The sequence below is a fragment of the Streptomyces sp. NPDC101191 genome (assembly GCF_044767915.1).
In the GTDB taxonomy this organism is placed as follows: Bacteria; Actinomycetota; Actinomycetes; order Streptomycetales; family Streptomycetaceae; genus Streptomyces.
The window spans coordinates 545,176-566,633 of the sequence record NZ_JBIWOU010000002.1 but is presented as its reverse complement, the minus strand read 5'-3'; the positions used below and the strand labels follow the sequence as shown (position 1 = coordinate 566,633).

Genomic DNA, 21,458 nt, shown 5'->3' with positions numbered 1-21,458 from the left:
CATGGCGCCCCTCGCGCGCGGCGACCGCCGCGCCCCCGCCCCCGTCCGCCTCCGCCGACCCCGGCGCACCGGCCGGCTCCGCCGCACCGTGCTCGCCGCGCTCGTCACCGCCGCCGTGGCGGTGCCGGTCGCGGGAGCCGCCCGGCCGGCGGAGGTCCCCGCGCCCGCGCCCGCGGGCATCGCGCGGCTGACCTCCGCCGAGCCCACGGCGCTGGAGGGGGAGCTCGCCGCGCGGTACGCGGCCGGCCGGGAGGCGTTGCGGGCGGCCGAGCGGACCGCCGACGCCTACGGGGCGCACCGCCGGGCCGCCTCGCTGCGCGCGATGGCGGCTCCGGGCCGCCGGATCCTCTCCTTCGACGGGCGGGACGGCGGCCGCAGCGTCGAGGTCGTCGGGGACCTGGCGCGCGCCGAGCGGATCGCGGTGCTCGTCCCCGGCGCCGACACCGGGCTCGACAGCTACGACCGCTTCCGGGCCGGCGCGGCCGCCCTCCAGGAGACCCTCCGGCGGGAGTCCCGCGCCCGCACAGCGGTCGTCGCCTGGCTCGGCTACCGCACCCCCGCCACCGGCAGCGCCGCCTCCGTCACCCCCGGCCGCGCCGCACAGGCCGCGCCCGCACTCCGCTCCTTCGTGGAGGAACTGCGCGCGGTCCGCCCCGCGGCGCGGATCACCCTGCTCGGACACTCCTACGGCTCCGTCGTGTGCGCCCTGGCGGCGGCCCGCCTGCCCGTGGCCGCCGTCGTCCTCTACGGCAGCCCCGGCACCGGCTTCGACACCGCCGCCGACCTGCACGCCTCCGCCGCCGTCTGGGCCGGGCGGGCCTCCGGCGACTGGGTGGGGGAGGTGCCCCACGTACGCCTCCCGCTGCTGCCCGGCACCGAACTCGGCTTCGGCACCGACCCCGTGGACCCTGGCTTCGGCGCCCGTCGCTTCGCCGCGGGCGACGGCGGCCACAGCGACTACCTGGCCCGCGGCTCCGTGTCCCTGCGCAACCTCGCCCGACTCGTCGGCGGACAGGAGCCGGACCGTGCGTGACCTCGCCCACCGCATAGCCGCCGCCACCCCGCCCGACCGTGACCGCGCCCTCGACGCGCTGCGGGCCTTCGCCATCCTCGGTGTGGTCCTCGGTCACTGGCTCGTCACCGCCCTCGTCGTCGACAGCGGCACCCTGCACGTCGAGAGCCCCCTCGGACACCTGCCCGAATTCACTCCGGTCTCCTGGGTGTTCCAGACCCTCGCCGTCTTCTTCCTCGTCGGCGGACACGTCGCCGCCCGGGGCCACGCCGCCGCCCGCGCCCGGGGCGAGGGTCACGGCCGCTGGATCGCCGCCCGCCTGGCCCGGCTGTTCCGGCCGGTCCTCCCGCTGCTCGGGGTGTGGCTCCTCGCGTCCGCCGTCATGCTCGGCTGCGGGGTGCCCTGGCCGAGCCTGTACACGCTCGGCAAGCTCGTGCTGTCCCCGCTCTGGTTCCTGCTGGTCCTCGCCGCGCTCACCGCCGCGACCCCGCTCGTCGCCCGGGTCCACCCGCTGTGGCCGCTCGCCGTCGTCCTCCACGTCGACGTGGTCCGCTTCGGCTTCGACGGACCGGAGTGGCTGGGCTGGTTCAACCTGCCGGCCGGCTGGCTCGTGCCGTACTGCCTCGGCGCCCTCCTCGCCCGCCGAGGCCCGCTCGGCCCGTCCGCCGCCTGGACCCTGCTCCTCGGCGGCGCCGCCGCGACCGGCCTGCTCGTGGCGTTCGCCGGCTACCCCGGCTCCATGGTCGGTGTCCCCGGCGCACCCGTCTCCAACCTCAACCCGCCCACGCTCGCCGCCGTCACCTTCGGCCTCGCCCAGGCCGGGGGAGCGGCCCTGCTGCTCGGTCCGCTCCGTCGCGCCCTGCGCCGGCCCCTGGTCTGGGCGGCGGTGGCCCTGCTCAACCTGTGCGCGATGACCGTCTTCCTCTGGCACCAGACCGCGATGATCGCCGTCACCGCCGGCGGACTCCTCACCGCGAACCTCCTCGGCCACGCCCCGCTCACCGGACTGCACACCGTCCCCGACGGTTACGCCTGGGTCCTCGCCCGGGTCGGCTGGCTGCCCCTGTTCGCCGGCGCGCTGCTGATCTGCGGCGCCGCCTTCCACGTACACGAACGCACCCGTGCGGCCCGCGCGCCGAGGCCGAGGCCCGACAGAACGACGGAGGCACGACATGCCTAGGCTGTGGCGGCAGAACGATCACACGAGCGGGGGGAGCACGGTGACGGACACCGCACGATGGGAGGCCGCCCTGCGTGCGGCCCCGGGCGTCCTGCGCGCCGACCTGCGGCCGGGCCGCCGCGACCCGCTGCCCCGCAACCGCTGGCTCAGCTGGCTGCCGCACGCACATCTCGTGCTGCTCTCCGTCCTCCTGGGCATGTGGGACATGGCCCTCTACGAGAACGCCATGGACCCGGCCCCGGGCAGCATGACGCTGCTGGTCCTCTGCCAGGGGGCCGCCCCCGTTCTCGCCCTCACCCGGCCCGCCGCCGCCTTCTGGCTCTCCAGCGGCGCCCTGCTCGTGTCCGGCGCCCTCACCGCCGCCGTCTTCGGCGCCCACTGGCCGTGGACCGGCGCGGGCATCGCCCTGCACACCCTGGTGCTCCTGCTGCTCTCGCTGCGGGTGCGGCCCGCCGCCGCCGTGGCCGCACTCGGCCTCACCCTGCTCAGCGGCGCCGCCACCGCCGTCCCGCGCGCCGTGGCGCACCTGCCGACGCTGCCCCAGGGCTCCGTCGCCTTCGTCACCGCCGTGGTCGTCGGCTGCTCCCTGCGGGCCAGCCGCGTCTCGCGCACCCGCCTCGCCGAGCAGGAGGAGGTCACCGCCGAGGAACGCGCCCGGCGCGCCCTGCTGGAGGAGCGCGGCCGGATCGCCCGCGAGCTCCACGACGTCGTCGCCCACCACATGTCCGTCATCTCCATCCAGGCCCAGGTGGCCCCGCACCTCGTCGCCGACCCCTCCCCGGAGCTGCGCGAGAACCTCGCCGGCATCCGGCAGAACGCCGTCGACGCGCTCACCGAACTCCGGCGCGTCCTCGGCGTGCTGCGCGGCGACGGGGCGGCGGACGACGCGGCCGCCGGGGTACGGCACGCGCCCCAGCCCACCCTGGACCGGCTCGGCGAACTCTTCGCCAACGTCCGCGCGGCCGGTCTCGACGTGACCGCCGGGACCGAGGGCGCGCCCCGGCCGCTCTCCCCGGGCACCGAACTCTCCGCGTACCGCATCGTGCAGGAGGCCCTGAGCAACGCCATGCGCCACGCGCCCGGCGCGCGGGCCTGCGTGCGGACCCACTACCACCCCGGCGGACTGACCGTACGCGTCACCAACACCGCCGCCACCCGGCCCGCCGGAGGGGTGTCCCCCGGCTTCGCGCGGGAGCCCGGGCACGGTCTGCTCGGCATGCGCGAGCGCGCCGCCATGCTCGGCGGCGAACTCGCCGCGGGACCGACCCCCGACGGTGGCTGGGAGGTCACCGCCACCCTGCCCGCCCCTCTCCCCACCCAGCCCCACCCCAAGGACGGTTCATGAGCGACGGAATCACCGGCGACGACATCAGGGTTCTCATCGCGGACGACCAGGTCATGGTCCGGCAGGGCTTCACGGTCCTGCTGAACGCCGAGCCCGGCATCCAGGTCGTCGGTCAGGCCGTCGACGGCGCCGACGCGATCGCCCAGGCCGCCGAACTCGCCCCCGACGTGGTCCTGATGGACATCCGCATGCCCGGCACCGGCGGCATCGAGGCCACCCGCGTCCTCACCGCCCCCGCCGACGCCACCGTCAAGGTGCTCGTCCTCACCACCTTCGACCTCGACGAGTACGTGTACGAGGCGCTGCGCGCGGGCGCCGCCGGGTTCCTGCTCAAGGACGCGTCCGCCGAGGAACTCGCCCAGGCGGTACGGGTGGTGGCCCGCGGCGACGCGCTGCTCGCGCCCAACGTCACCAAGCGCCTGATCGCCGAGTTCTCCCGGCTCAGCGTCGCGCCCCGCGCCCCGCTGATGGACCGGCTCGGCGCCCTGACCGAGCGCGAGACCGAGGTCCTCACCCTCATCGCGCACGGCCTGTCGAACGCGGAGATAGCCGGACGCCTCGTGGTCGCCGAGCAGACCGTGAAGACGTACGTGAGCCGCATCCTCACCAAACTGTCCCTGCGTGACCGTACCCAGGCCGCCGTCCACGCGTACGAGACGGGTCTCGTCCGGCCCGGCGGCCCGTGACGATCCGGCCGGACACGGCACCGGCCCCCGCCGTGGGTACGGCGGGGGCCGGTGCGTCCGGGGAACCGGTCCGGGGTCAGACGGCGGGCGGGACGCGCGAGGGGCGGCCCGAACCGCGCGTCAGGACGTAGCCGCCGACGCCCGCGAGGGCGGCGAGCACCCCGCCCGCGGCGGTCCACAGCCAGCGGTCGGACCACCAGCCCGAGGACCAGCCGTCCTCGGGCGCTCGTGCCTCCACCGTCTCCGGGGTCGTGGCGCCCGGCACCAGCGGCACGGAGAGCGCGCCGTCCGTGGCGTACGCCCCGCCCATGTCGCGCGAGGTCGCGCCGACGCGCGCCGAGAACGGCTGGCCCGAGTCCTCCTCGGGCAGCCCGGTCACCGTCAGCCGGACGAAGTAGCTGCCCGGCAGCGGGTCGTTCGACCAGGTGTCCGCGGCGGCCCGCACCGGGCGCAGCGTGCACGCCAGCTCCACGGTCGACGCCTCCTTGGCCGCGGGCCGCGACTGCATGCCGTACATGCACGGCTGACGCCGGCGCAGACCGTCGTACACGTCGATCCGCCACGTGGACGAGCCGTGCCGCAGCGCCGCCTCGGGCAGCGTGACGGTCGCCGTGACCGTGGGCCGCTCGCCGGTGTCGGCGGGGAACACCCAGTAGAGGTAGTCACCGGTGGACGCCTGCGCGGTGGCCTGCTGACCCTGCTTGAAGAAGGCCGCGGTACGGAAGGACGTGCCGGCCTCGGTCGGCCCGGCCTCCGAGGCGGCGCCGCTCGCGCTGCCGCTCGGGGTGGGGGTCGCCGAGTCGGCGACTCCGGCCGAGGCGGCCGGCCCGAGCAGGGCGGCGCCGGCGAGCGCGGCGGCCGCGAGCATCGTGCGTACGGTACGCATCAGTGGGTCCTCCAGACAGCGAAGCGCCAGCGGGAAAGCCAGCCCCAGATCAGGCCGCCGAGGAAGCCGGCGAGCACCAGGACGCCGAGCAGCCACCAGCCGCGGCCGAGGCCGAAGGAGGCGACGTCGGAGGCGGAGTCGGGCCCGTCGACGACGTCGATCGCCAGCTCGATCGGCATGCCCGGGGTGGTCTTCACCGACGGGGGAGCGGAGAACGAGTTGCTGACCTGGAGACAGACGGTCTCGGCGGCGCTCTTCGTGTCGTCGTCGAGGGCGTCCTCGTCGTCCTTCTTCGGGTAGCGCAGACCGGTGGAGACGACGTCGGTGCGTCCGTCGCCGGCCTCCGAGCCGCGGACGATCTCCCGGCCGTGCGTGGTGACGGCGCGCAGCAGCACCCCGTAGTCCTCGTTGACGGCCCGGTCGGCGGAGACGCTCACCGAGGCGCGCAGCTCCTGGCCCGGCAGGACGTCGACCCGGTACCAGCGGTGCTGTCCGAAGACCTGGCGGTCGGTGTAGAGGCCCGGCTTGAGCTGCGGGGCGCCGGCGCAGCGCGCGGCACCCTCGGTGGCTATCGGCGTGACGACCGGATCGGCGGCGCGGTCCACCAGCTGCCGCACGCGGCCGGACAGCTCCTCCGTGCGGTGCACGGAGGTGTAGGTGCCGCCGGTGGCCTCGGCGATGCACATCAGCTGGCGGCGGGTCTTGACGTCCGGGACGAGCCCGAGGGTGTCGATGACCAGATGGATGCCCTGGGCGGCGATGTCACGCGCCACCTCGCACGGGTCGAGCGGGGCACAGGTGTCCTCGCCGTCCGTGATGAGCACGATCCGCTTGGTGGCCTCGCCGCCCTTGAGGTCCTCGGCCGCGCCGAGCAGGGCCGGGCCGATCGGGGTCCAGCCGGTGGGGGCGAGGGTGGCGACGGCGGTCTTGGCCTCGGTGCGGTCCAGCGGACCGACCGGGTAGAGCGCCCGGGTGTCCTTGCAACCGCGCTTGCGGTCCTGGCCGGGGTAGTCGGCGCCGAGGGTGCGGATGCCGAGCCGCACCTCCTGCGGGACCGCGTCCAGGACCTCGTTGAAGGCCTGCTTGGCGGCCGCCATGCGGGACTGTCCGTCGATGTCGCGGGCGCGCATCGAGCCGCTGACGTCGAGCACCAGCTCGACCTTGGGGGATTCCTTGGGGGAGTCCGTGGCCGCCGGTCCGTCGTCGGCGGCGGCGCTGGTCGGGAGGAGCCCGACGGTCAGGGCGGCGAGCAGCGCGCAGGCCCCGGTCGCCAGCCGTTTTCTCGTGATCATCGGAGGATCGTAGGGATGATCCTCCGAAAACCAAAACCGGGTCCACCGGGGGCTCCTGAGCGGGCGTCCGCTCGGCTCCGATCGGGTCAGGTCTGGCTGTTGAGGAAGCCGATGAAGGTCGCGCCCCACCAGCCGACCTGGCTCACTGTGGCGGCGGCCCCGGACCGGACGAGCAGCCGGCGGGGCACGTCGCCGTCGTCCCGGTGGCGTTCGAGGAGCTGGCCGAGGCGATGGGCGTAGAGGCCGTTGACCGTGACGGCGAGGACGAGGCCGAGCTTGACCAGCGTGAGCGGGGAGTGGAGGTCGGGGCGCAGGAAGAGGCCCGAGACCGTCAGACCGCCGAGACCCGCCCATATCGGGGTCTGGAGGGCGCAGGCCGTGTCCAGGACGCCCGCGAGCGGTCGGCGGCCGGTGAGCCAGAGCACCGCGAACCAGTCGACGGCGAGGACCGAGCCGAGTCCCGCGACCATGCTCGCCACGTGGAGGAAGCGGGCCGTGGTCTGCAGGGTGAGGTCCGCGTGCACGTGCCCGGCCGTCCAGCAGGAGGCCGCGAGGATGCCGGCCGCCAGCACGCCGGCGACGGTGAGGTGCCAGCCGGGCGTGAGGTCCCGGAGCGGCGCCCCGCGCCCTGTCGCGTCCGCCGTGACAGCGGTGGTGCGGGGCGGACGCGGCAGGGTTCTCGGCATGTCCCGATTCTTTCGGCTGGCGTGAAAGCGATGGTTAGGTAAGGCGAAGCTAAGTGCCTCCTGGGTTGGAGTCAAGTGGATCGTGACGGACGTCGCACGAACCGGCACGCGGCGCATCCGCCCAGGTGGGATGCGGTCGGCGACCGAGCGCCGGAGCCGGCCTCAGCGGTGCTCGGGATGGGCGAAGTCCGGCCGGCGGCCGGATCCCCGGCTGCCTCACGGCGCCCAGTCCGCCCCTAACGGTGCTCGGGGTTCTCGAAGTCGAACCGGCAGCCGGCGTCCCACTCGGAGCGCTGGTTCCCGTGGGCGGGGATGCCACCGGCGTCCTTGAGCAACCTCGCCAGGTGGAGCTGGTTCCAGGTCATGAAGGTCGTGTTGCGGTTGGTGAAGTCGTTGTCCGGCCCGCCGGAGCCGGGGTCGAGGTACGACGGGCCCGGGCCGGCCTCGCCGACCCAGCCCGCGTCCGCCTGCGGCGGAATGACGTATCCGAGGTGCTGGAGGCTGTAGAGGACGTTCATCGCGCAGTGCTTGGCGCCGTCCTCGTTGCCGGTGATCAGGCAGCCGCCCACACGACCGTAGTAGGCGTACTGGCCGCGCTCGTTGAGGATCGACGAGCAGGCGTACAGACGCTCGATCACCTTCTTCATGACCGAGGAGTTGTCACCCAGCCACACGGGCCCGGCCAGGGTCAGGATGTCGGCGGCCATCACCTGGGAGTAGATCACCGGCCACTCGTCCGTCTCCCACCCGTGCTCCGTCATGTCCGGCCAGACACCGGTCGCGATGTCGATGTCCACCGCCCTGAGCACCTCGACCTGCACGCCCTGGCGCTCCATGATCCCGGTGCTGATGTCGATCAGCCCCTGTGTATGGCTGCGCTCCGGGGAACGCTTCAGGGTGCAGTTGATCACCAGGGCGCGCAGGTCGGTGTACGACGTCGTCGGGTCCGGCACGGAATCCTCCTCCATACGCTCCGGGAGTCCGGATGCGAAGGCGCCGGCGATCTCCCAGTACAGCTCACCAGGCCTTCGCCCCGGGCGCTCGCGGAGCTGGGCCGGTTGCCTGACAGGCGGCCCTCCGGTCCGCCGGCCAGGGCTGTCTGCTCGGACTCGTTCCAGGCCGGGCGTGGCGCACCGGGTTCCGCCCCGACCCGCGAACTCCGCCGTGGCCAGGAGCAGAAGGAAGCGATCGGGCGGGCCCGTCGGGCCGGATGCCCGTGGAGATCGTGGTAGCGGTACGCGGTCGAGTCCGTCCGCGGGCACCTCGCAGACCGGGGCGATCCTCCCGGATCGCGAGGCCCGCGGCAGCCGGACCACCGGCGGGTCCCGCACCCGCCGGGCCCGGCGGCCGGACGGCGGGATCAGCCGGTGGAGCCCGGGGTCTCCCGCCAGGACGGGGCCACGTCCATCAGCCGCGCGGCGGAGGCCCCGCGGCGACGGGGGAGCGCGTGTATCGCGGGCGTATGGAAAATCGCATACGCCACCGGAACGGGCCTCAGGTTTCCCTGGGGGCATGAACGACCACGCACCCCTGTCGGCACCGCCCCGCCGCACGCGCGGCATCGTGCTCCTCGTCCTGGTGACCCTCGGCGTGGCCGGTGCCGCGTTCGTCCTACGGCGGCCGCTCATGATGGCCGCCCCGACGTGCCTGGCCGGGCGGTGGCACGGCTGCCTCGACACCTTCAACGGCGTCGTGCTCGTCACGCTGGTCGCGCTGCCGCCGGCCGGGCTGGTGGCCTGGCTCCTGGCGCGCCGCCGTCGCGCCGCCGGCGTCGCCTCGGCGTGGCGGAGCTCGCTGGCCGAGGTGGGCATGGTCCACGGGACGGTGCCGTTCGTGTGGATGACCATGATGCCCGGCGCCGCGGCCGGTGCGGTGCCCGGTCGGCTGAGCCTGGTGCCGCTGCGGGACCTGGCGACGATGGGGCCGCTCGGCATCACCGGCAACCTGCTGGTCTTCGCGGCGCTCGGATTCTTCGCCCCGATGCGGTGGGCGGCGCTCGCGTCCTTGCCGCGGATCCTGGCGCTCGGGGCGGGCTGCTCCGTCCTCGTCGAGACCGCGCAGTACGTCCTGCGGCTGGACCGGGTGTCCTCCGTCGACGACGTCCTGGTCAACGCCGCCGGCGCCGTACTGGCCGCGCTCGCGTCGCGCCGCTGGTGGCGCACCACGGCGGAGGAGCCGGCGGACCGGTCCCGCCCCGCGCCGGTGCCCGCCGCCTGAGCCGGGTGCGGCCCCGTCCGAGCCCGACCTGACCGGCACGACACCACCCCCTAGGCTTCCGACATGCGTGTATTGATCGTGGAGGACGAGCCCTACCTGGCGGAAGCCGTCCGGGACGGTCTCCGGCTGGAGGCGATCGCCGCCGACATCGCCGGCGACGGCGACTCCGCCCTGGAGCTGCTCGGCGTCAACTCCTACGACCTCGCGGTCCTCGACCGCGACATCCCCGGCCCCTCCGGCGACGAGGTCGCCCGGCGCATCGTCGCCTCCGGCAGCGGCATCCCCATCCTCATGCTCACCGCCGCCGACCGGATCGACGACAAGGCGTCCGGATTCGAGCTCGGCGCCGACGACTATCTCACCAAGCCCTTCGAGCTGCGGGAGCTCGTCATGCGGCTGCGCGCCCTCGACCGCCGCCGCGCGTACGCCCGGCCCCCCGTCCGCGAGATCGCGGGCCTGCGCGTCGACCCCTTCCGGCGGGAGGTCTTCCGCGACGGGCGCTACGTCGCGCTCACCCGCAAACAGTTCGCCGTGCTCGAGATCCTCGTCGCGGCCGAGGGCGGCGTCGTCAGCGCCGAAGAGCTGCTGGAACGCGCCTGGGACGAGAACGCCGACCCCTTCACCAACGCCGTGCGCATCACCGTCTCCGCCCTGCGCAAACGACTCGGCGAACCGGGCGTCATCGCCACGGTGCCGGGCGTCGGCTACCGCATCGACGCCGGTCCCGGCACCCGCGGCGGCCGGACGGATGCCTAGACGCCCCGGGCTCAGCGCCCGCCTGAAACTCACCCTCAGTTACGCCGGCTTCCTCGCCGTCGCCGGTGCGCTGCTGCTCACCGTGGTGTGGGCGTATCTGCTGCGCTACGTCCCCGACAACCCCCAGGGCCTCCTCGGTGTCTCGCCCAACCGCTGGCTCCTCGTGCGGACCTTCGCCCCCGCCGCGGCCACCGCGATGGGGGTCCTGCTCGTATTCGGCCTCGTCGGCGGCTGGCTCCTCGCCGGCCGGATGCTCGCCCCGCTCACCCGGATCACCGCCGCGGCCCGCGAGGCCGGGGACGGATCGCTGTCCCACCGGATCCGCATGGAGGGGCGCCAGGACGAGTTCCGTGAACTCGCCGACGCCTTCGACACCATGCTCGAACAGCTCGAATCGCACGTCGCCGAGCAGCAGCGGTTCGCCGCGAACGCCTCCCACGAACTGCGCACGCCCCTGGCCATCTCGCAGACGCTGCTCGACGTCGCCCGCAAGGACCCCTCCCGGGACCCGGGCGAAGTGTTCGCCCGCCTGCAGGCCGTCAACACCCGGGCCATCGGCCTCACCGAGGCACTCCTGACGCTCAGCCGCAGCGACCGCGGGAACTTCACCCGCGACAGCGTCGACCTCTCCCTCGTCGCCGAGGAGGCCGCCGAGACCCTGCTCCCCCTCGCCGAACGGCGCGGGGTCGCCCTCGACGTCACCGGCGCGCCGAACCGGACCAGCGGTTCCGCCGAGCTCCTGCTGCGCATGGCGACGAACCTCGTCCAGAACGCGATCGTCCACAACCTCCCCGCCGGAGGCACCGTGACCGTCCACAGCGCGGCGCAGGGCGACGCGAGCCTGCTGCGGGTGGAGAACACGGGACATCCGCTCCCGCCGGAACTGGTGCCGACGCTCACCGAACCCTTCCAGCGCGGAACGGAACGGGCGCGCACCGACGAACACGCCGGCGTCGGCCTCGGCCTCGCCCTCGTGCACAGCATCGTCCGCGCCCACGACGGCACCCTCGACCTCGCCCCGCGCCCCGCCGGCGGCCTCCTCGTCACGGTGCGGCTCCCCGGCGAGCCGTCGCCCCGGGTCTGAGGGCGCGCGGAGGAGGTGCGTGCGCGGGCCCGTGCGGCGGTTCTTCGTCCGTGACCCCGACGGCCGGGTCAACGTGTGCCGGGCCACCGCTGACGCAGCAGGAGGAACCCGGCGGCCCAGGGGCCCCCGCACCCGCGGCGGCCCGGGCTCCCCGCACCCGCGGGGAGCCCCGGGCCGCCTCACGCTCGGGTCACCAGATCGCCTCGACCCACTCCGGGTGGTCGATGAACGGGTTGCGGTTGCCCTGGTACGAGTTGAAGATGACGTCGTTGCGGCGCTCCTCGAAGGCGCTCGGCGGGTCCTGCTCGTTCCACTGCTTCAGGACCGAGAGGCGGCCGTGCAGGGGCACGCTGCCGTTGATGGAGTCGTTCGCCTCCAGGTCGGGCCAGGCGTCGTCGCCCTCGTACCGGACGGCCATGTAGAGGATCATCCGGGCCACGTCGCCCTTGTCGGCGTCGCGCGGCTCGAAGGAGTTGGAGTCCGTGTAGCTGCCGGGGGCGCCGCTGACCGCGCTGCCGCCGTTGTCGAAGTCCTTGTTGCCGCGGGTGCTGTTGACCTGGACGTCGGCGGCGCGCAGGTGGTGCAGGTCGGTGCCGGGGCCGGCCGAGGTGCCGAAGTCGCCGTGGGACTGGGCCCACACGTGCTCGCGGTTCCAGTTGCCGACGGCGCCGCCGTTGAGGCTCTTGCTGCGTGAGACACCGCTGTAGAGCAGGAGCACGTTGTTGGCGTTGTTGGGGTCCTGGTCGGTGACCTTCAGCGCGTTCCAGACCGCGTCGTACGAGATCTTGCTCTGGCTGCTGATGATGGTGTGCAGCGAGGACTTGAGGCTCGTGCCGGACTTGCCCACCGCGTTCTTGTAGTACGTGCTGTCGTACGCGGTGGTCGTGGCCCCGGCGGGGGAGGCGGTGAGGGTGGGGAGGACGAGGCCGGTGAGGGCGGCGGATATCGCGGCCCAGGTCTTCCAGCCGCGTCTGTGCGCTACGGACATGGGTGTCCCTTCTGAGGTGGGGGAGCGGGTGTCAGCGGACGGTGAGAGAGGTGTCGTCGATCAGGGCCATGCCCCGGGCCGAAAGGGCTCCGGTCCGGTCCGTCTCGACGGAGGGCGTGGGGTCCTGGCTGAGGGGGTCGGGCTGGCCGGTGCCGATGATCCAGTCGGCGTTCCCGGTGGTCTCCGCCCTGGAGTTGTCGAAGAGCACGCGCAGGGGCGTGGCGGCGGCGGTCTCCGGCGCGGCGGCCGCGGGCGAGCCGAGGGCGGGGGAGGCTGCCGCGGCTACCAGGGCCGCGCCGGCGGTCAGGGCGGCGAAACGGCGGGTGGACCTTCTGAGTCCGAGCATCCGTCAGACCTCCGTGAGGGATGGGGCGGAAGGGCGGAAAGGCGGTGCGGGCGCCCACTCTGCGCGCGTAGAACGTCGGGGATCGGACGCTCACGTCACGCGCGGTTGAACCGTACATGACCAAATCCCGCCCATGGAATGCCCAGCTCCGTACGGAAGTCGGCTTTCCGGTGAACGATCAGCGCTCCACCGGCAGACCCCGCGGCTCCTTGACCCGCTTCATGATGATCTGCGAGTTCACCTCGGTGACCCCGGTCAGCGTCGTCAGTCGCTCGATCCACAGACGCTCGTACGCCGCCAGGTCCGCGACTGCGATCCGCAGCAGGCAGCCGGGGCTGCCGAAGAGGCGGTACGCCTCGATCACGTCCGGGATGTCCTGGAGCGCCTCCTCGAAGGCCTCCACCGTCTCCCGGTCCCGCTTCACCTCCACCGAGACCAGGACCTCGAAACTCCGCCCGACCGCCTCGGGGGCGATCACCGCGCGATAGCCCTGGATCACGCCGTCCTGTTCCAGCTGGCGCACCCGGCGCATACAGGGGGAGGGGCTGAGGCCGATCCGCTGGGCGAGCTCCTGGTTGCTCAGTCGGCCGTCCTGCTGAAGCTCGCGCAAGATCTGAAGATCGATACGGTCCATGGCGCAATTATCCACCACGGAGTTCATGAGTCCGGGCAGATTTCGCAATCGCGTTGCGCGTCTGCTGATCTATCGTTGCCGCGCACCCCGAGGAAGGACAGCATCATCATGAAGTGGACGCGAGACGCCCGGCCGCGCCGCATCGTGGTCATCAGCACCGGCGGCACCATAGCCAGCCGCTGGACCGGCAGCGGATACGCCGCCGACGCGTCGGGCGACGACGTCGTCGCGACCGCCGCGGTACCCGACAACGTGCACGTCGAGGTCGTCGACCTCTTCAACGTGAACAGCTCCCGGATGACCACCGGCCGCCAGCTCACCCTGCTGCGCACCGTCCACGAGACCCTCGCCGACCCGGGCGTCGACGGCATCGTCGTCACCCACGGCACCGACACCCTCGAGGAGTCGGCCTTCTTCCTGGACCTGCACCACTCCGACCCGCGCCCGGTGGTCTTCACCGGCGCCCAGCGCCCCTTCGGCACGGGTGACGGCGACGGCCCCGGCAACCTCTACGACGCCCTCCAGGTCGCGGCCACGGTCCACGGCATCGGCGTGCTCGTCGTCTTCGACGGCCTCGTCCACGCGGCCCGTGGCACCGTCAAGACCAAGACGCTCGCCGCGGACCCGTTCGCCGACCCCTCCGGCGAGCGGCTCGGCCGCCTCGGCTTCGGCCAGGTCGACATCGAGCGCGAGCCCGAGCGGCCCGCGCCGCTCCCGCTGCCCGGTGACGGGCGCCCCGCGCCCCGCGTCGACATCGTGATGCACCACTCCGATGCCGACCCGGTCCTCTTCGACGCGTCCCTCGCCGCCGGCGCCCGGGGCATCGTGCTCGTCGGCACCGGCGCCGGCAACGCCACTCCCGAGATGGCCGCGGCCGTCGCCCGCGCCGTCGACCAGGGCGTCCACGTCGTGCTGTCCACCCGCGTCGCCTCCGGCCCCGTGGCCGAGGTCTACACGGGCGGCGGCGCCGTCGACCTGGCGGCCGCCGGTGCCGTCCTGGCCGGGACCCTGCGTCCTGGTCAGGCCCGGATCGCGCTGCTGGCCGCGCTGCTCGCCGACCACACGTCGCCGGAGCGTCGTACCGCGCTGCTGCGCGACCTTCTCGAAGGCCCGGTGCGCCCCGAGCCGGTTCTCGCCGTCGCCCACTGACCCGCGGCGAGACCCCACGGGACGCACCCACCCCACCCCACGTCGGCCCGCTCGCTGCACCCGCCCACCTGAGTGTGGGCAATCGTCCCGCAGGGCGGGACGGGTGGGCACACGGGACGCAAGCCCCTGCCGGGCCCAGGCTCCCTGCACCCGCGCCCGCCCCCGTGGCGCGCTCACCCGCCCGGAAAGCGTCCGTCCCGCGGGGCGTGCCGCGTAGGGACGCTCGCCCTGAGGGCGCTGCGCGAAACCCGTGGACCCACGGGGGCCGGCGTCTCCGCGGGGGAGGGGGTGTCCGGACTGCGAGCTCCACTTCGTTCCACTTCTCCCCGCCGTCGTCGGCCCTCCCTCGCATCGGAGAGTCGTCGGCGCACGCTCGTTCCCCTCCCTCCCCACGCGTAAGGCACCCACACCGTGATCCCCGCACAACAGAAGAACGTCCGCCGCGAGCACGACCTGCTCGGCGACCGGGACGTCCCCGCCGAGGCGTACTGGGGTGTGCACACCCTGCGCGCCACGGAGAACTTCGCCATCACCGGCACCCCGATCTCCGTCTACCCGCAGCTCATCGACGCTCTCGCCGCCGTGAAGGAGGCCGCCGCCCTCGCCAACGAGGAGCTCGGTCTGCTGCCTGCCGAGAAGGCCGCCGCGATCGTCGCCGCCTGTCGTGAGATCCGGGGCGGCGCGCTGCACGACGAGTTCGTCGTGGACGTCGTCCAGGGCGGTGCCGGCACGTCGACCAACATGAACGCCAACGAGGTCGTCGCCAACCGCGCCCTCGAACTCCTCGGCCACGCCAAGGGCGCGTACGCGCACCTGCACCCCAACGAGGACGTCAACCTCGGCCAGTCCACCAACGACGTCTACCCGACCGCCATCCGCATCGCGGCCATCGGTGCCGCCCGTGAGCTGCTGCGCGCGATGGCCGTGCTCCAGGACGCGTTCGCCGAGAAGGCCGTCGAGTTCGGCGGGGTCGTCAAGATGGGCCGCACCCAGCTCCAGGACGCCGTGCCCATGACGCTGGGCCAGGAGTTCTCCACGTACGCCGTGATGCTGGAGGAGGACCGTGGGCGGCTCGCCGAGGCCGTCGAGCTGATCCACGAGATCAACCTCGGCGCCACCGCCATCGGCACCGGCCTCAACGCCGCCCCCGGCTACGCCGAGACCGCCCGCCGGCGCCTCGCGGACATCACCGGCCTGCCGCTGGTCACCTCCGCCAACCTGGTCGAGGCCACCCAGGACTGCGGTGCCTTCGTGCAGCTGTCCGGCGTCCTCAAGCGGATCGCCGTGAAGCTCTCCAAGACCTGCAACGACCTGCGGCTGCTGTCCTCCGGCCCGCGCGCCGGATTCGGCGAGATCAACCTGCCCCCCGTGCAGGCCGGTTCGAGCATCATGCCGGGCAAGGTCAACCCGGTGATCCCCGAGGTCGTCAACCAGGTCGCCTTCGAGGTGATCGGCAACGACATGACGATCACGATGGCGGCGGAGGGCGGTCAGCTGCAGCTCAACGCCTTCGAGCCGGTCATCTTCCACGCCCTGTCGAAGAGCCTGACCTCCCTGAAGGCGGCCTGCCTCACGCTCGCGGAGCGCTGCGTCACCGGCATCACCGCCAACGTCGACACGCTGCGTGCGAGCGTCGAGAACTCGATCGGCCTGGCCACCGCGCTCAACCCGCACCTCGGCTACACCGCGGCCACCGCCATCGCGCAGGAGGCCCTCGCCACCGGCCGCTCGGTCGCCGAACTCACCCTGGAGAAGGGTCTGCTCCCGCCCGAGCGGCTCGCCGAGCTGCTCACCACCGAGTACCTGACGGGCACCTCGGGCGGTGTGCTGAAGGACTGATCCGGATCAGGCCCTCGGCACCGCGAAGTTGAAGTCCCCGGTGCCGAAGGTCCCGAACAGGCGCAGCCACAGCGGCAGTACCAGCTCGGTGGCCCGGGCCCCCGTCAGGTCGCCGAGGTCGAGGATCCGGTCGTCCGGCCAGCCGAAGGACTTCAGCAGGTCGGTCACTCCGGACTTGGCCTCCTCGTCGTCGCCGCACACGAAGACGACGTGGTCGCCCGGGACGCGGGACGGATCGACCATCACGGTGTTGGTCATGGTGTTGAGCGTCTTCACCACCCGCGCGTCGGGGAACGCCCGCTGGATCTGCTCGGCCAGGCTGCCGCCGTCCGGCGTCTGTACCTTCGGTGGCAGGCCCTCCGAGAAGTCCAGCGGGTTCGACACGTCGACGAGGACCTTGCCCTTGAGGTTCTCCGCGCCGGCCGCCTCGAGCGCGGCCAGTGACACGAGCCCGCCGGTCGCGTTCACCACCAGCTCGGCGCCGGACGCGGCGGCGGCGAAGGTGCCGTGCGCGGAGCGGTGCTCCGCGGCCCACGCCGTCGCGCCCGCGTGATCCGCGGACCTGGAGCCGAGGGTCACCTCGTGGCCGAGCGAGACCAGCTTGCTCGCGAGTCGACGGCCGACCTCTCCCGTGCCGAGTACCGCGATTCTCATGCGTGTTGCGCTCCTTCGTGACGTCGGGGACCCGAGGCGACCGTACGCCCTGGCCTGCCTTCGAGAGGGCGTACGACTCAAGTTCTCGCGCGACAAAGCCGACATTCCTACCAAAGCAGGAAGAATCGAGTCGTGGAGTCGCCCGCATGACCACCGCAGCCACCACCCCCGACGCGCTCGACCAGGAGGCCGCGGCCCTGCTCGACAGCGAGGCCTGGCAGGAGATCGTGGCGGCGTGGACGGAGGTCCAGCCGGTACGGGAGGAGGAGGCCGACTGGCGGACGTTGCTGTCCGTCCCCGTGGACCGGCTCGTCTCCGACGCGCTCGCCTCGCTCGCCCCCCGGCCCGAGGAGCGGGCCCTCCCGGGGCGGATCGGCGCGATGCTGCCGGACCGGCTGCACGTCTGGCGCCGTATCGGGCAGCCCGACGTGCGCCCCTCGGTCCACCTCGCGCACGCCCGGCGCGTCCTGACCGACTGGGGCTGGCAGAACACCCCGTACAAGCTCCGGGACGCCCGGGGCGCGCGCTGTGTCTGCGGGGCGATGCTCGCCGCCCACCGCCTCGGCTACGGCAGCTCCGGCACCATGAACGAGGCCGGTGCGTGGATGCTCGAAGAGCTCCGCTCGCGCGGCTGGTACCAGCTCATCGGCCCCTGGAACCGGGCCCCGGGCCGGACCGCGGGGGAGGCGCTCGCCCTCGTGGACGCCACCATCCGCCGCGCGGCCCGGGCCGGTCGTTAGGAGGCCTGGCGCCCGGTCGGGAGCTGGTCGACCAGCGGCGGGAGGCCGGCCGCCGGCAGCGGGACCGCGGAGCGCGGGACGGCCGTCGGGGCGCCGCCGCTCAGGGCGCCGTCGACGAACGCGTAGAGCGCCGGGGTGATCGGCTCCGGAAGGGTGTGCCCCTGCTCGTCGAGACGCTGGTACTTCATCAGATTGAAGGCGACGGAGACCTGACGGCGCCCGTCCTCCGTGGCGAGGGACCAGGTGCCCGCGCCGAAGACCGCGCCGTCATGCCCCCAGTACCAGCCGCTCGGCATCCGGAGGGTGTAGAGACCGAGGCCGTAGCGCATCACGACCTCGCCGTCGGGCGTCACGGCCGCCGGGACCGTGGTCTTCATCGCGCGCAGTGCGGCGGGACCGAGGAGCTTGCCGCCGAGCAGCTTGCGGTAGAAGACGTCGAGGTCGCTCGTCGTCGACACCAGCGCGCCCGCCGTGCCCGCCCACGACATGTCGTACGTGCTGTAGTCGCGCGGCGGGTCGATGAAGCCGAAGAACGACTCGTACATCCCCGCGTGCGGGCCCTTCAGGGACGCCGAGGACGGGAAGTAGGTGTGGTGCAGGCCGGCGCGGCGGATGACGTTGCGGGTGATGTACGCCTCCGCGTCCTGGCCGGTGACCCGCTCCAGGATCAGCCCCGCGAGGACGAAGTTGGTGTTGGCGTAGGCGAACTCCCCGCGCTGCGCGGCCGGCGGGGCGGCGAGGCCGAGGCGCACCAGTTCCTCCGGCTCGACGTGCCGCAGCCGGTTCTCGTCCAGGGTCTTCCCCGGGTCCTGCAGCAGGCCGGGGAAGGCCGGCAGGACGTAGTCGGCGATGCCGCTCGTGTGGTTGAGGAGCATGCGGACCGTCACCTGCTCGCCGCGCTCGCCCGGCACGAGGTCCGGGACGTAGCGGGCGACCGGTGCGTCCAGGTCGATCCGGTGGCGTTCGACCTGCTGGAGGATCGCGACGGCCGTGAAGCTCTTGGTGATGCTGCCGACCCGGTGCTCGAAGTTCGGGGCCATGGGTCGTCCGCCGGACGGATCGGCGAGGCCGGTGGCGCCCCGCCACTGCTCGGAGCCGTCGCGGACCGCCGCGAACGCTCCGTACATGCCGGCGGTGTGGAAGGCGTCGAGCGAATCGCGCAGGGCCGCGCGGTCGAGCGCGGGCACATGGCGGGCCGCCGCCCGGCCGGCCGACGCCCCCGTGGCGTCGGCGGCCTGGGCAGGCAGTACGCCCAGGGACAGGGCGAGCAGGGCGGTCGAGAGCACGGCCGACGTACGGGCCGGGCGCCCGAGGCCTAAGCGGCTGGAGCGTGCGGTGGGCGTGGTGCGCGTCAAAGGAGGTCCTCTCCGCGTGCGGTCCGCGCACCGTCCGTGCGCGGACCGTCCATCCTGGTACGGCCCGCCCGCGTCACGCGTCCTTCCCCGGAACGATCACGATCACCGGAACGCATGACGTCCGGCGGACTACCCTGGGTGTATGGGCGGCGGCGGTCTGACCGGTCTCTTCCTCTGCGGCGACGTGATGCTCGGCCGGGGAATCGACCAGATCCTTCCCCATCCCCTCGATCCCGCCCTGCCCGAGCGGTGGGTGCGCGACGCCCGTGACTACGTGACCCTCGCCGAAGCCCTCTCCGGACCGGTGCCCCGATCCGTGGCGCCCGCCTACCCCTGGGGCGAGGCCCTCGACCTGATCGACGCCGGGCGGCCCGACGCCCGCGTGGTCAACCTGGAGACCTCGGTCACCCGCCGGGCCGAGCCCTTCCCCGGCAAGGCCGTCCACTACCGCATGGCTCCGGCCAACCTGCCCGCGCTCGCCGCCGTACGCCCCGACGTCGTCATCCTCGCCAACAACCACGTCCTCGACTACGGGCGGGGCGGCCTCGACGACACGCTCGACGCCCTCGACGAGGCGGGGCTGCGCACCGCGGGCGCCGGGCGCGACGCCGCGGAGGCGCGGCGCCCCGCGGCCGTCCCGCTGCCCGGCGGGCGCCGGCTGCTCGTCCACGCGATCGGGCTGGCATCCAGCGGGGTGCCGCGGGACTGGGCGGCCACCGCACGGCGCGGCGGGGTCCACTACGCGGCCGGGCCCGACGACGAGGCCGCGACCCGGCTCACCGCCCGGCTGCGCGAAGCCCGCCGCCCCGGCGACCTCGTCGTCGTCTCGGTGCACTGGGGCTCCAACTGGGGCTACGCCCCGGCGCGCGCCGAGGTCTCCCTCGGCCACGCCCTCGTCGACGCGGGGGCCGACATCGTGCACGGGCACTCCTCGCACCACCCACGGCCCCTGGAGGTGTACCGGGGCAGGCTCGTCCTGCACGGCTGCGGCGACCTCGTCAACGACTACGAGGGGATCACCGGACAGGAGCGCTACCGCGACGACCTGCGCCTCCTCCACCTCGTCACCGTCCACGACGAGGACGGCAGCCTGGCGGAGGTGCGGCTCGTGCCGCTGCGCAGTCGGCGCCTGCGCCTCGAACGGGCCCCCGAGCAGGACGTCCGGTGGCTCCACGACGTGCTGGGCCGGATCAGTCGCCCCTACGGGATGCGGATCGCCGCCGCCCCCGTGGGGGATGACGGCGAACCGGCCCTGATCGCCCGGCCCGTGTGACGGCCCGTCGGGGCCGGTGCGCGCGGACGGGCAGGAAGGCGGGCAGGACATGTACTTCACCGACCGCACCGACGCGGGCAGGCAGCTCGCCGCCCGGCTCGAAGGGCTCAAGGGGCAGGACGTGACCGTTCTCGGGCTGCCCCGCGGGGGAGTGCCGGTCGCCGCCGAGGTCGCCGACGCGCTCGGCGCGCCGCTCGACATCTGTCTCGTACGGAAGCTGGGGGTGCCCTACCAGCCCGAGTTGGCGATGGGCGCCATCGGCGAGGGCGGCGTGCGGGTCCTCAACGAGGACGTCCTCGTCCAGACCGGCGTCTCGGAGCGTGACCTCGCCGGGGTCGAACGGCGCGAACGGGCCGTTCTGGAGGAGCGCGCCCGGCGCTACCGCGGCGCCCGTGAGCCCGCAGACATCGACGGCCGTACGGCGGTCGTCGTCGACGACGGCTTCGCCACCGGAGCCACCGCGCTCGCCGCGTGCCAGGTCGTCCGGGCCCGCGGCGCCGCCCGGATCGTCCTCGCGGTGCCGGTCGCGCCGCAGGGCTGGACCACGCGACTCGGAGCGGCCGCGGACGAGACGTACTGCGTGCACGACCCCGCGGCCTTCTACGCCATCGGGCAGTTCTACCAGGACTTCTCGCAGACGCCAGACGAGGACGTCGTCGCCCTGCTGCGCCTGCGGCGCGGTGCGCGCGGGGAGGACACCGAGGTCCGCATACCGCTCGGCGAACTCGCCGTCGGCGGACGGCTCACCGTGCCCGAAGGGGCCACCGGCGTGGTGCTGTTCGCGCACGGCAGCGGCAGCAGCCGGCACAGCCCGCGCAACCGCGCCGTCGCCGGGACCCTGAACCGGGCCGGACTCGGCACCCTGCTCTTCGACCTGCTCACCGAGGACGAGGCCGCCGACCGGGCCAACGTCTTCGACACCCCGCTGCTGGCCGAGCGCCTGGGCCAGGCCGCCGCCTGGCTCGCCGCCCGGCCCGGCACGGGCGGGCTGCGCATCGGCTACTTCGGGGCCAGTACGGGCGCGGCGGCCGCGCTGTGGGCCGCGGCGGAACCCGGCAGCGGTATCGGCGCCGTGGTCTCCCGGGGCGGCCGGCCCGATCTCGCGGACGAGCGTCTGCCCGAGGTCACCGCTCCGACCCTGCTGATCGTGGGCGGCGCGGACACCCTGGTCCTCGACCTCAACCACCAGGCCGAGCGGCGGCTGCGCTGCGAGCACCGGCTCGTCACGGTCCCCGGCGCGGGCCACCTCTTCGAGGAGCCCGGGGCCCTGGAGGAGGTGGGCACGCTCGCGGCGGCCTGGTTCGCGGAGCGGCTGTGACGCCGCCGAGCGCCGTGA

The 21,458-nt window shown here is 73.9% G+C and carries 21 protein-coding genes; 12 read left to right on the top strand and 9 right to left on the bottom strand.

Annotated elements, in window-relative coordinates; all coding sequences use genetic code 11:
- Window position 1: 1 nt before the first annotated feature.
- The 4 genes from ACIRQF_RS09640 to ACIRQF_RS09625 are packed head-to-tail and all read left to right on the top strand — an operon-like array spanning window position 2 to window position 4,223.
- Window positions 2-1,033, top strand: a complete 1,032-nt coding sequence (locus tag ACIRQF_RS09640; RefSeq protein ID WP_404090388.1) for an alpha/beta hydrolase — start codon at window positions 2-4, stop codon at window positions 1,031-1,033.
- Complete coding sequence (locus ACIRQF_RS09635) at window positions 1,026-2,192, top strand: acyltransferase (protein ID WP_404090385.1); 1,167 nt, start codon at window positions 1,026-1,028, stop codon at window positions 2,190-2,192. Before ACIRQF_RS09640 ends, ACIRQF_RS09635 begins: the two co-directional genes overlap by 8 nt.
- Window positions 2,185-3,537, top strand: a complete 1,353-nt coding sequence (locus ACIRQF_RS09630; protein WP_404090383.1) for a sensor histidine kinase — start codon at window positions 2,185-2,187, stop codon at window positions 3,535-3,537. The genes ACIRQF_RS09635 and ACIRQF_RS09630 overlap by 8 nt, the downstream gene beginning before the upstream one ends.
- Complete coding sequence (locus ACIRQF_RS09625) at window positions 3,534-4,223, top strand: response regulator (RefSeq protein ID WP_389751784.1); 690 nt, start codon at window positions 3,534-3,536, stop codon at window positions 4,221-4,223. The genes ACIRQF_RS09630 and ACIRQF_RS09625 overlap by 4 nt, the downstream gene beginning before the upstream one ends.
- Window positions 4,224-4,299: 76 nt before the next feature.
- On the opposite strand, the gene ACIRQF_RS09620 is transcribed toward ACIRQF_RS09625, so the two are convergent.
- The 4 genes from ACIRQF_RS09620 to ACIRQF_RS09605 all read right to left on the bottom strand — a co-directional run bounded on the left by ACIRQF_RS09620 (window position 4,300) and on the right by ACIRQF_RS09605 (window position 8,055).
- The gene (locus ACIRQF_RS09620) at window positions 4,300-5,109 is read right to left on the bottom strand and encodes a hypothetical protein (RefSeq protein ID WP_382482025.1); all 810 of its coding nucleotides are present in this window, start codon (window positions 5,107-5,109) and stop codon (window positions 4,300-4,302) included.
- Complete coding sequence (locus ACIRQF_RS09615; protein WP_389751788.1) at window positions 5,109-6,401, bottom strand: VWA domain-containing protein; 1,293 nt, start codon at window positions 6,399-6,401, stop codon at window positions 5,109-5,111. The genes ACIRQF_RS09620 and ACIRQF_RS09615 overlap by 1 nt, the downstream gene beginning before the upstream one ends.
- A gap of 86 nt (window positions 6,402-6,487) precedes the next feature.
- Window positions 6,488-7,087: a hypothetical protein gene (locus ACIRQF_RS09610; RefSeq protein ID WP_404090378.1), complete on the bottom strand. Its 600-nt coding sequence runs from the start codon at window positions 7,085-7,087 to the stop codon at window positions 6,488-6,490.
- Between the two features lie 236 nt (window positions 7,088-7,323).
- A complete protein-coding gene (locus ACIRQF_RS09605) occupies window positions 7,324-8,055 on the bottom strand; it encodes a flavodoxin family protein (protein WP_404090375.1) in 732 nt (243 codons plus the stop codon).
- A 544-nt stretch (window positions 8,056-8,599) separates the two neighbouring features.
- On the opposite strand from ACIRQF_RS09605, the gene ACIRQF_RS09600 reads away from it, so the two are divergent.
- The 3 genes from ACIRQF_RS09600 to ACIRQF_RS09590 all read left to right on the top strand — a co-directional run bounded on the left by ACIRQF_RS09600 (window position 8,600) and on the right by ACIRQF_RS09590 (window position 11,144).
- Entirely contained in the window at window positions 8,600-9,304 is a 705-nt protein-coding gene (locus ACIRQF_RS09600) for a VanZ family protein (RefSeq protein WP_404090372.1), read from the top strand.
- A 63-nt stretch (window positions 9,305-9,367) separates the two neighbouring features.
- A complete protein-coding gene (locus tag ACIRQF_RS09595) occupies window positions 9,368-10,060 on the top strand; it encodes a response regulator transcription factor (protein WP_376635056.1) in 693 nt (230 codons plus the stop codon).
- Window positions 10,053-11,144, top strand: a complete 1,092-nt coding sequence (locus tag ACIRQF_RS09590; RefSeq protein WP_404090369.1) for a sensor histidine kinase — start codon at window positions 10,053-10,055, stop codon at window positions 11,142-11,144. The genes ACIRQF_RS09595 and ACIRQF_RS09590 overlap by 8 nt, the downstream gene beginning before the upstream one ends.
- A gap of 190 nt (window positions 11,145-11,334) precedes the next feature.
- On the opposite strand, the gene ACIRQF_RS09585 is transcribed toward ACIRQF_RS09590, so the two are convergent.
- The 3 genes from ACIRQF_RS09585 to ACIRQF_RS09575 form a co-directional block, all read right to left on the bottom strand.
- Entirely contained in the window at window positions 11,335-12,132 is a 798-nt protein-coding gene (locus tag ACIRQF_RS09585) for an endonuclease I family protein (protein ID WP_376635050.1), read from the bottom strand.
- A 31-nt stretch (window positions 12,133-12,163) separates the two neighbouring features.
- Window positions 12,164-12,478: a hypothetical protein gene (locus ACIRQF_RS09580; protein ID WP_404090365.1), complete on the bottom strand. Its 315-nt coding sequence runs from the start codon at window positions 12,476-12,478 to the stop codon at window positions 12,164-12,166.
- A gap of 178 nt (window positions 12,479-12,656) precedes the next feature.
- Complete coding sequence (locus ACIRQF_RS09575) at window positions 12,657-13,112, bottom strand: Lrp/AsnC family transcriptional regulator (protein ID WP_404090362.1); 456 nt, start codon at window positions 13,110-13,112, stop codon at window positions 12,657-12,659.
- Between the two features lie 108 nt (window positions 13,113-13,220).
- On the opposite strand from ACIRQF_RS09575, the gene ACIRQF_RS09570 reads away from it, so the two are divergent.
- Complete coding sequence (locus tag ACIRQF_RS09570) at window positions 13,221-14,261, top strand: asparaginase (RefSeq protein WP_404090359.1); 1,041 nt, start codon at window positions 13,221-13,223, stop codon at window positions 14,259-14,261.
- A 411-nt stretch (window positions 14,262-14,672) separates the two neighbouring features.
- On the top strand, window positions 14,673-16,100 hold the full coding sequence (locus ACIRQF_RS09565) for an aspartate ammonia-lyase (RefSeq protein WP_376635043.1): 1,428 nt from the start codon (window positions 14,673-14,675) through the stop codon (window positions 16,098-16,100).
- A gap of 6 nt (window positions 16,101-16,106) precedes the next feature.
- On the opposite strand, the gene ACIRQF_RS09560 is transcribed toward ACIRQF_RS09565, so the two are convergent.
- Window positions 16,107-16,754 carry an NADPH-dependent F420 reductase gene (locus tag ACIRQF_RS09560; protein WP_404090356.1) on the bottom strand — a complete coding sequence of 216 codons (648 nt, stop codon included), beginning with the start codon at window positions 16,752-16,754 and terminating at the stop codon, window positions 16,107-16,109.
- Window positions 16,755-16,900: 146 nt separating this feature from the next.
- On the opposite strand from ACIRQF_RS09560, the gene ACIRQF_RS09555 reads away from it, so the two are divergent.
- Entirely contained in the window at window positions 16,901-17,494 is a 594-nt protein-coding gene (locus tag ACIRQF_RS09555; protein WP_404090354.1) for a hypothetical protein, read from the top strand.
- Here ACIRQF_RS09555 and ACIRQF_RS09550 read toward each other — a convergent pair.
- Window positions 17,491-18,849 carry a serine hydrolase domain-containing protein gene (locus ACIRQF_RS09550; RefSeq protein WP_404090351.1) on the bottom strand — a complete coding sequence of 453 codons (1,359 nt, stop codon included), beginning with the start codon at window positions 18,847-18,849 and terminating at the stop codon, window positions 17,491-17,493. The two genes, ACIRQF_RS09555 and ACIRQF_RS09550, sit on opposite strands and share 4 nt — an antisense overlap.
- A 142-nt stretch (window positions 18,850-18,991) precedes the next feature.
- Here ACIRQF_RS09550 and ACIRQF_RS09545 point away from each other — a divergent pair, with 142 nt between their 5' ends.
- Window positions 18,992-20,122 carry a CapA family protein gene (locus ACIRQF_RS09545; RefSeq protein WP_404090348.1) on the top strand — a complete coding sequence of 377 codons (1,131 nt, stop codon included), beginning with the start codon at window positions 18,992-18,994 and terminating at the stop codon, window positions 20,120-20,122.
- A 49-nt stretch (window positions 20,123-20,171) separates the two neighbouring features.
- Window positions 20,172-21,440 (top strand): phosphoribosyltransferase family protein, encoded by a 1,269-nt coding sequence (locus ACIRQF_RS09540; RefSeq protein ID WP_404090345.1) that lies wholly within the window; start codon window positions 20,172-20,174, stop codon window positions 21,438-21,440.
- Window positions 21,441-21,458 lie beyond the last annotated feature (18 nt).

Bases quoted from the DNA above. Each gene is read 5' to 3' on its own strand.
- ACIRQF_RS09640 (WP_404090388.1), top strand. From the start codon at position 2: ATGGCGCCCCTCGCGCGCGGCGACCGCCGCGCCCCCGCCCCCGTCCGC.
- ACIRQF_RS09630 (WP_404090383.1), top strand. From the start codon at position 2,185: ATGCCTAGGCTGTGGCGGCAGAACGATCACACGAGCGGGGGGAGCACG.
- ACIRQF_RS09625 (WP_389751784.1), top strand. From the start codon at position 3,534: ATGAGCGACGGAATCACCGGCGACGACATCAGGGTTCTCATCGCGGAC.
- ACIRQF_RS09620 (WP_382482025.1), bottom strand. From the start codon at position 5,109: ATGCGTACCGTACGCACGATGCTCGCGGCCGCCGCGCTCGCCGGCGCC.
- ACIRQF_RS09615 (WP_389751788.1), bottom strand. From the start codon at position 6,401: ATGATCACGAGAAAACGGCTGGCGACCGGGGCCTGCGCGCTGCTCGCC.
- ACIRQF_RS09610 (WP_404090378.1), bottom strand. From the start codon at position 7,087: ATGCCGAGAACCCTGCCGCGTCCGCCCCGCACCACCGCTGTCACGGCG.
- ACIRQF_RS09605 (WP_404090375.1), bottom strand. From the start codon at position 8,055: ATGGAGGAGGATTCCGTGCCGGACCCGACGACGTCGTACACCGACCTG.
- ACIRQF_RS09600 (WP_404090372.1), top strand. From the start codon at position 8,600: ATGAACGACCACGCACCCCTGTCGGCACCGCCCCGCCGCACGCGCGGC.
- ACIRQF_RS09595 (WP_376635056.1), top strand. From the start codon at position 9,368: ATGCGTGTATTGATCGTGGAGGACGAGCCCTACCTGGCGGAAGCCGTC.
- ACIRQF_RS09590 (WP_404090369.1), top strand. From the start codon at position 10,053: ATGCCTAGACGCCCCGGGCTCAGCGCCCGCCTGAAACTCACCCTCAGT.
- ACIRQF_RS09585 (WP_376635050.1), bottom strand. From the start codon at position 12,132: ATGTCCGTAGCGCACAGACGCGGCTGGAAGACCTGGGCCGCGATATCC.
- ACIRQF_RS09580 (WP_404090365.1), bottom strand. From the start codon at position 12,478: ATGCTCGGACTCAGAAGGTCCACCCGCCGTTTCGCCGCCCTGACCGCC.
- ACIRQF_RS09575 (WP_404090362.1), bottom strand. From the start codon at position 13,112: ATGGACCGTATCGATCTTCAGATCTTGCGCGAGCTTCAGCAGGACGGC.
- ACIRQF_RS09570 (WP_404090359.1), top strand. From the start codon at position 13,221: ATGAAGTGGACGCGAGACGCCCGGCCGCGCCGCATCGTGGTCATCAGC.
- ACIRQF_RS09560 (WP_404090356.1), bottom strand. From the start codon at position 16,754: ATGAGAATCGCGGTACTCGGCACGGGAGAGGTCGGCCGTCGACTCGCG.
- ACIRQF_RS09555 (WP_404090354.1), top strand. From the start codon at position 16,901: ATGACCACCGCAGCCACCACCCCCGACGCGCTCGACCAGGAGGCCGCG.
- ACIRQF_RS09545 (WP_404090348.1), top strand. From the start codon at position 18,992: ATGGGCGGCGGCGGTCTGACCGGTCTCTTCCTCTGCGGCGACGTGATG.
- ACIRQF_RS09540 (WP_404090345.1), top strand. From the start codon at position 20,172: ATGTACTTCACCGACCGCACCGACGCGGGCAGGCAGCTCGCCGCCCGG.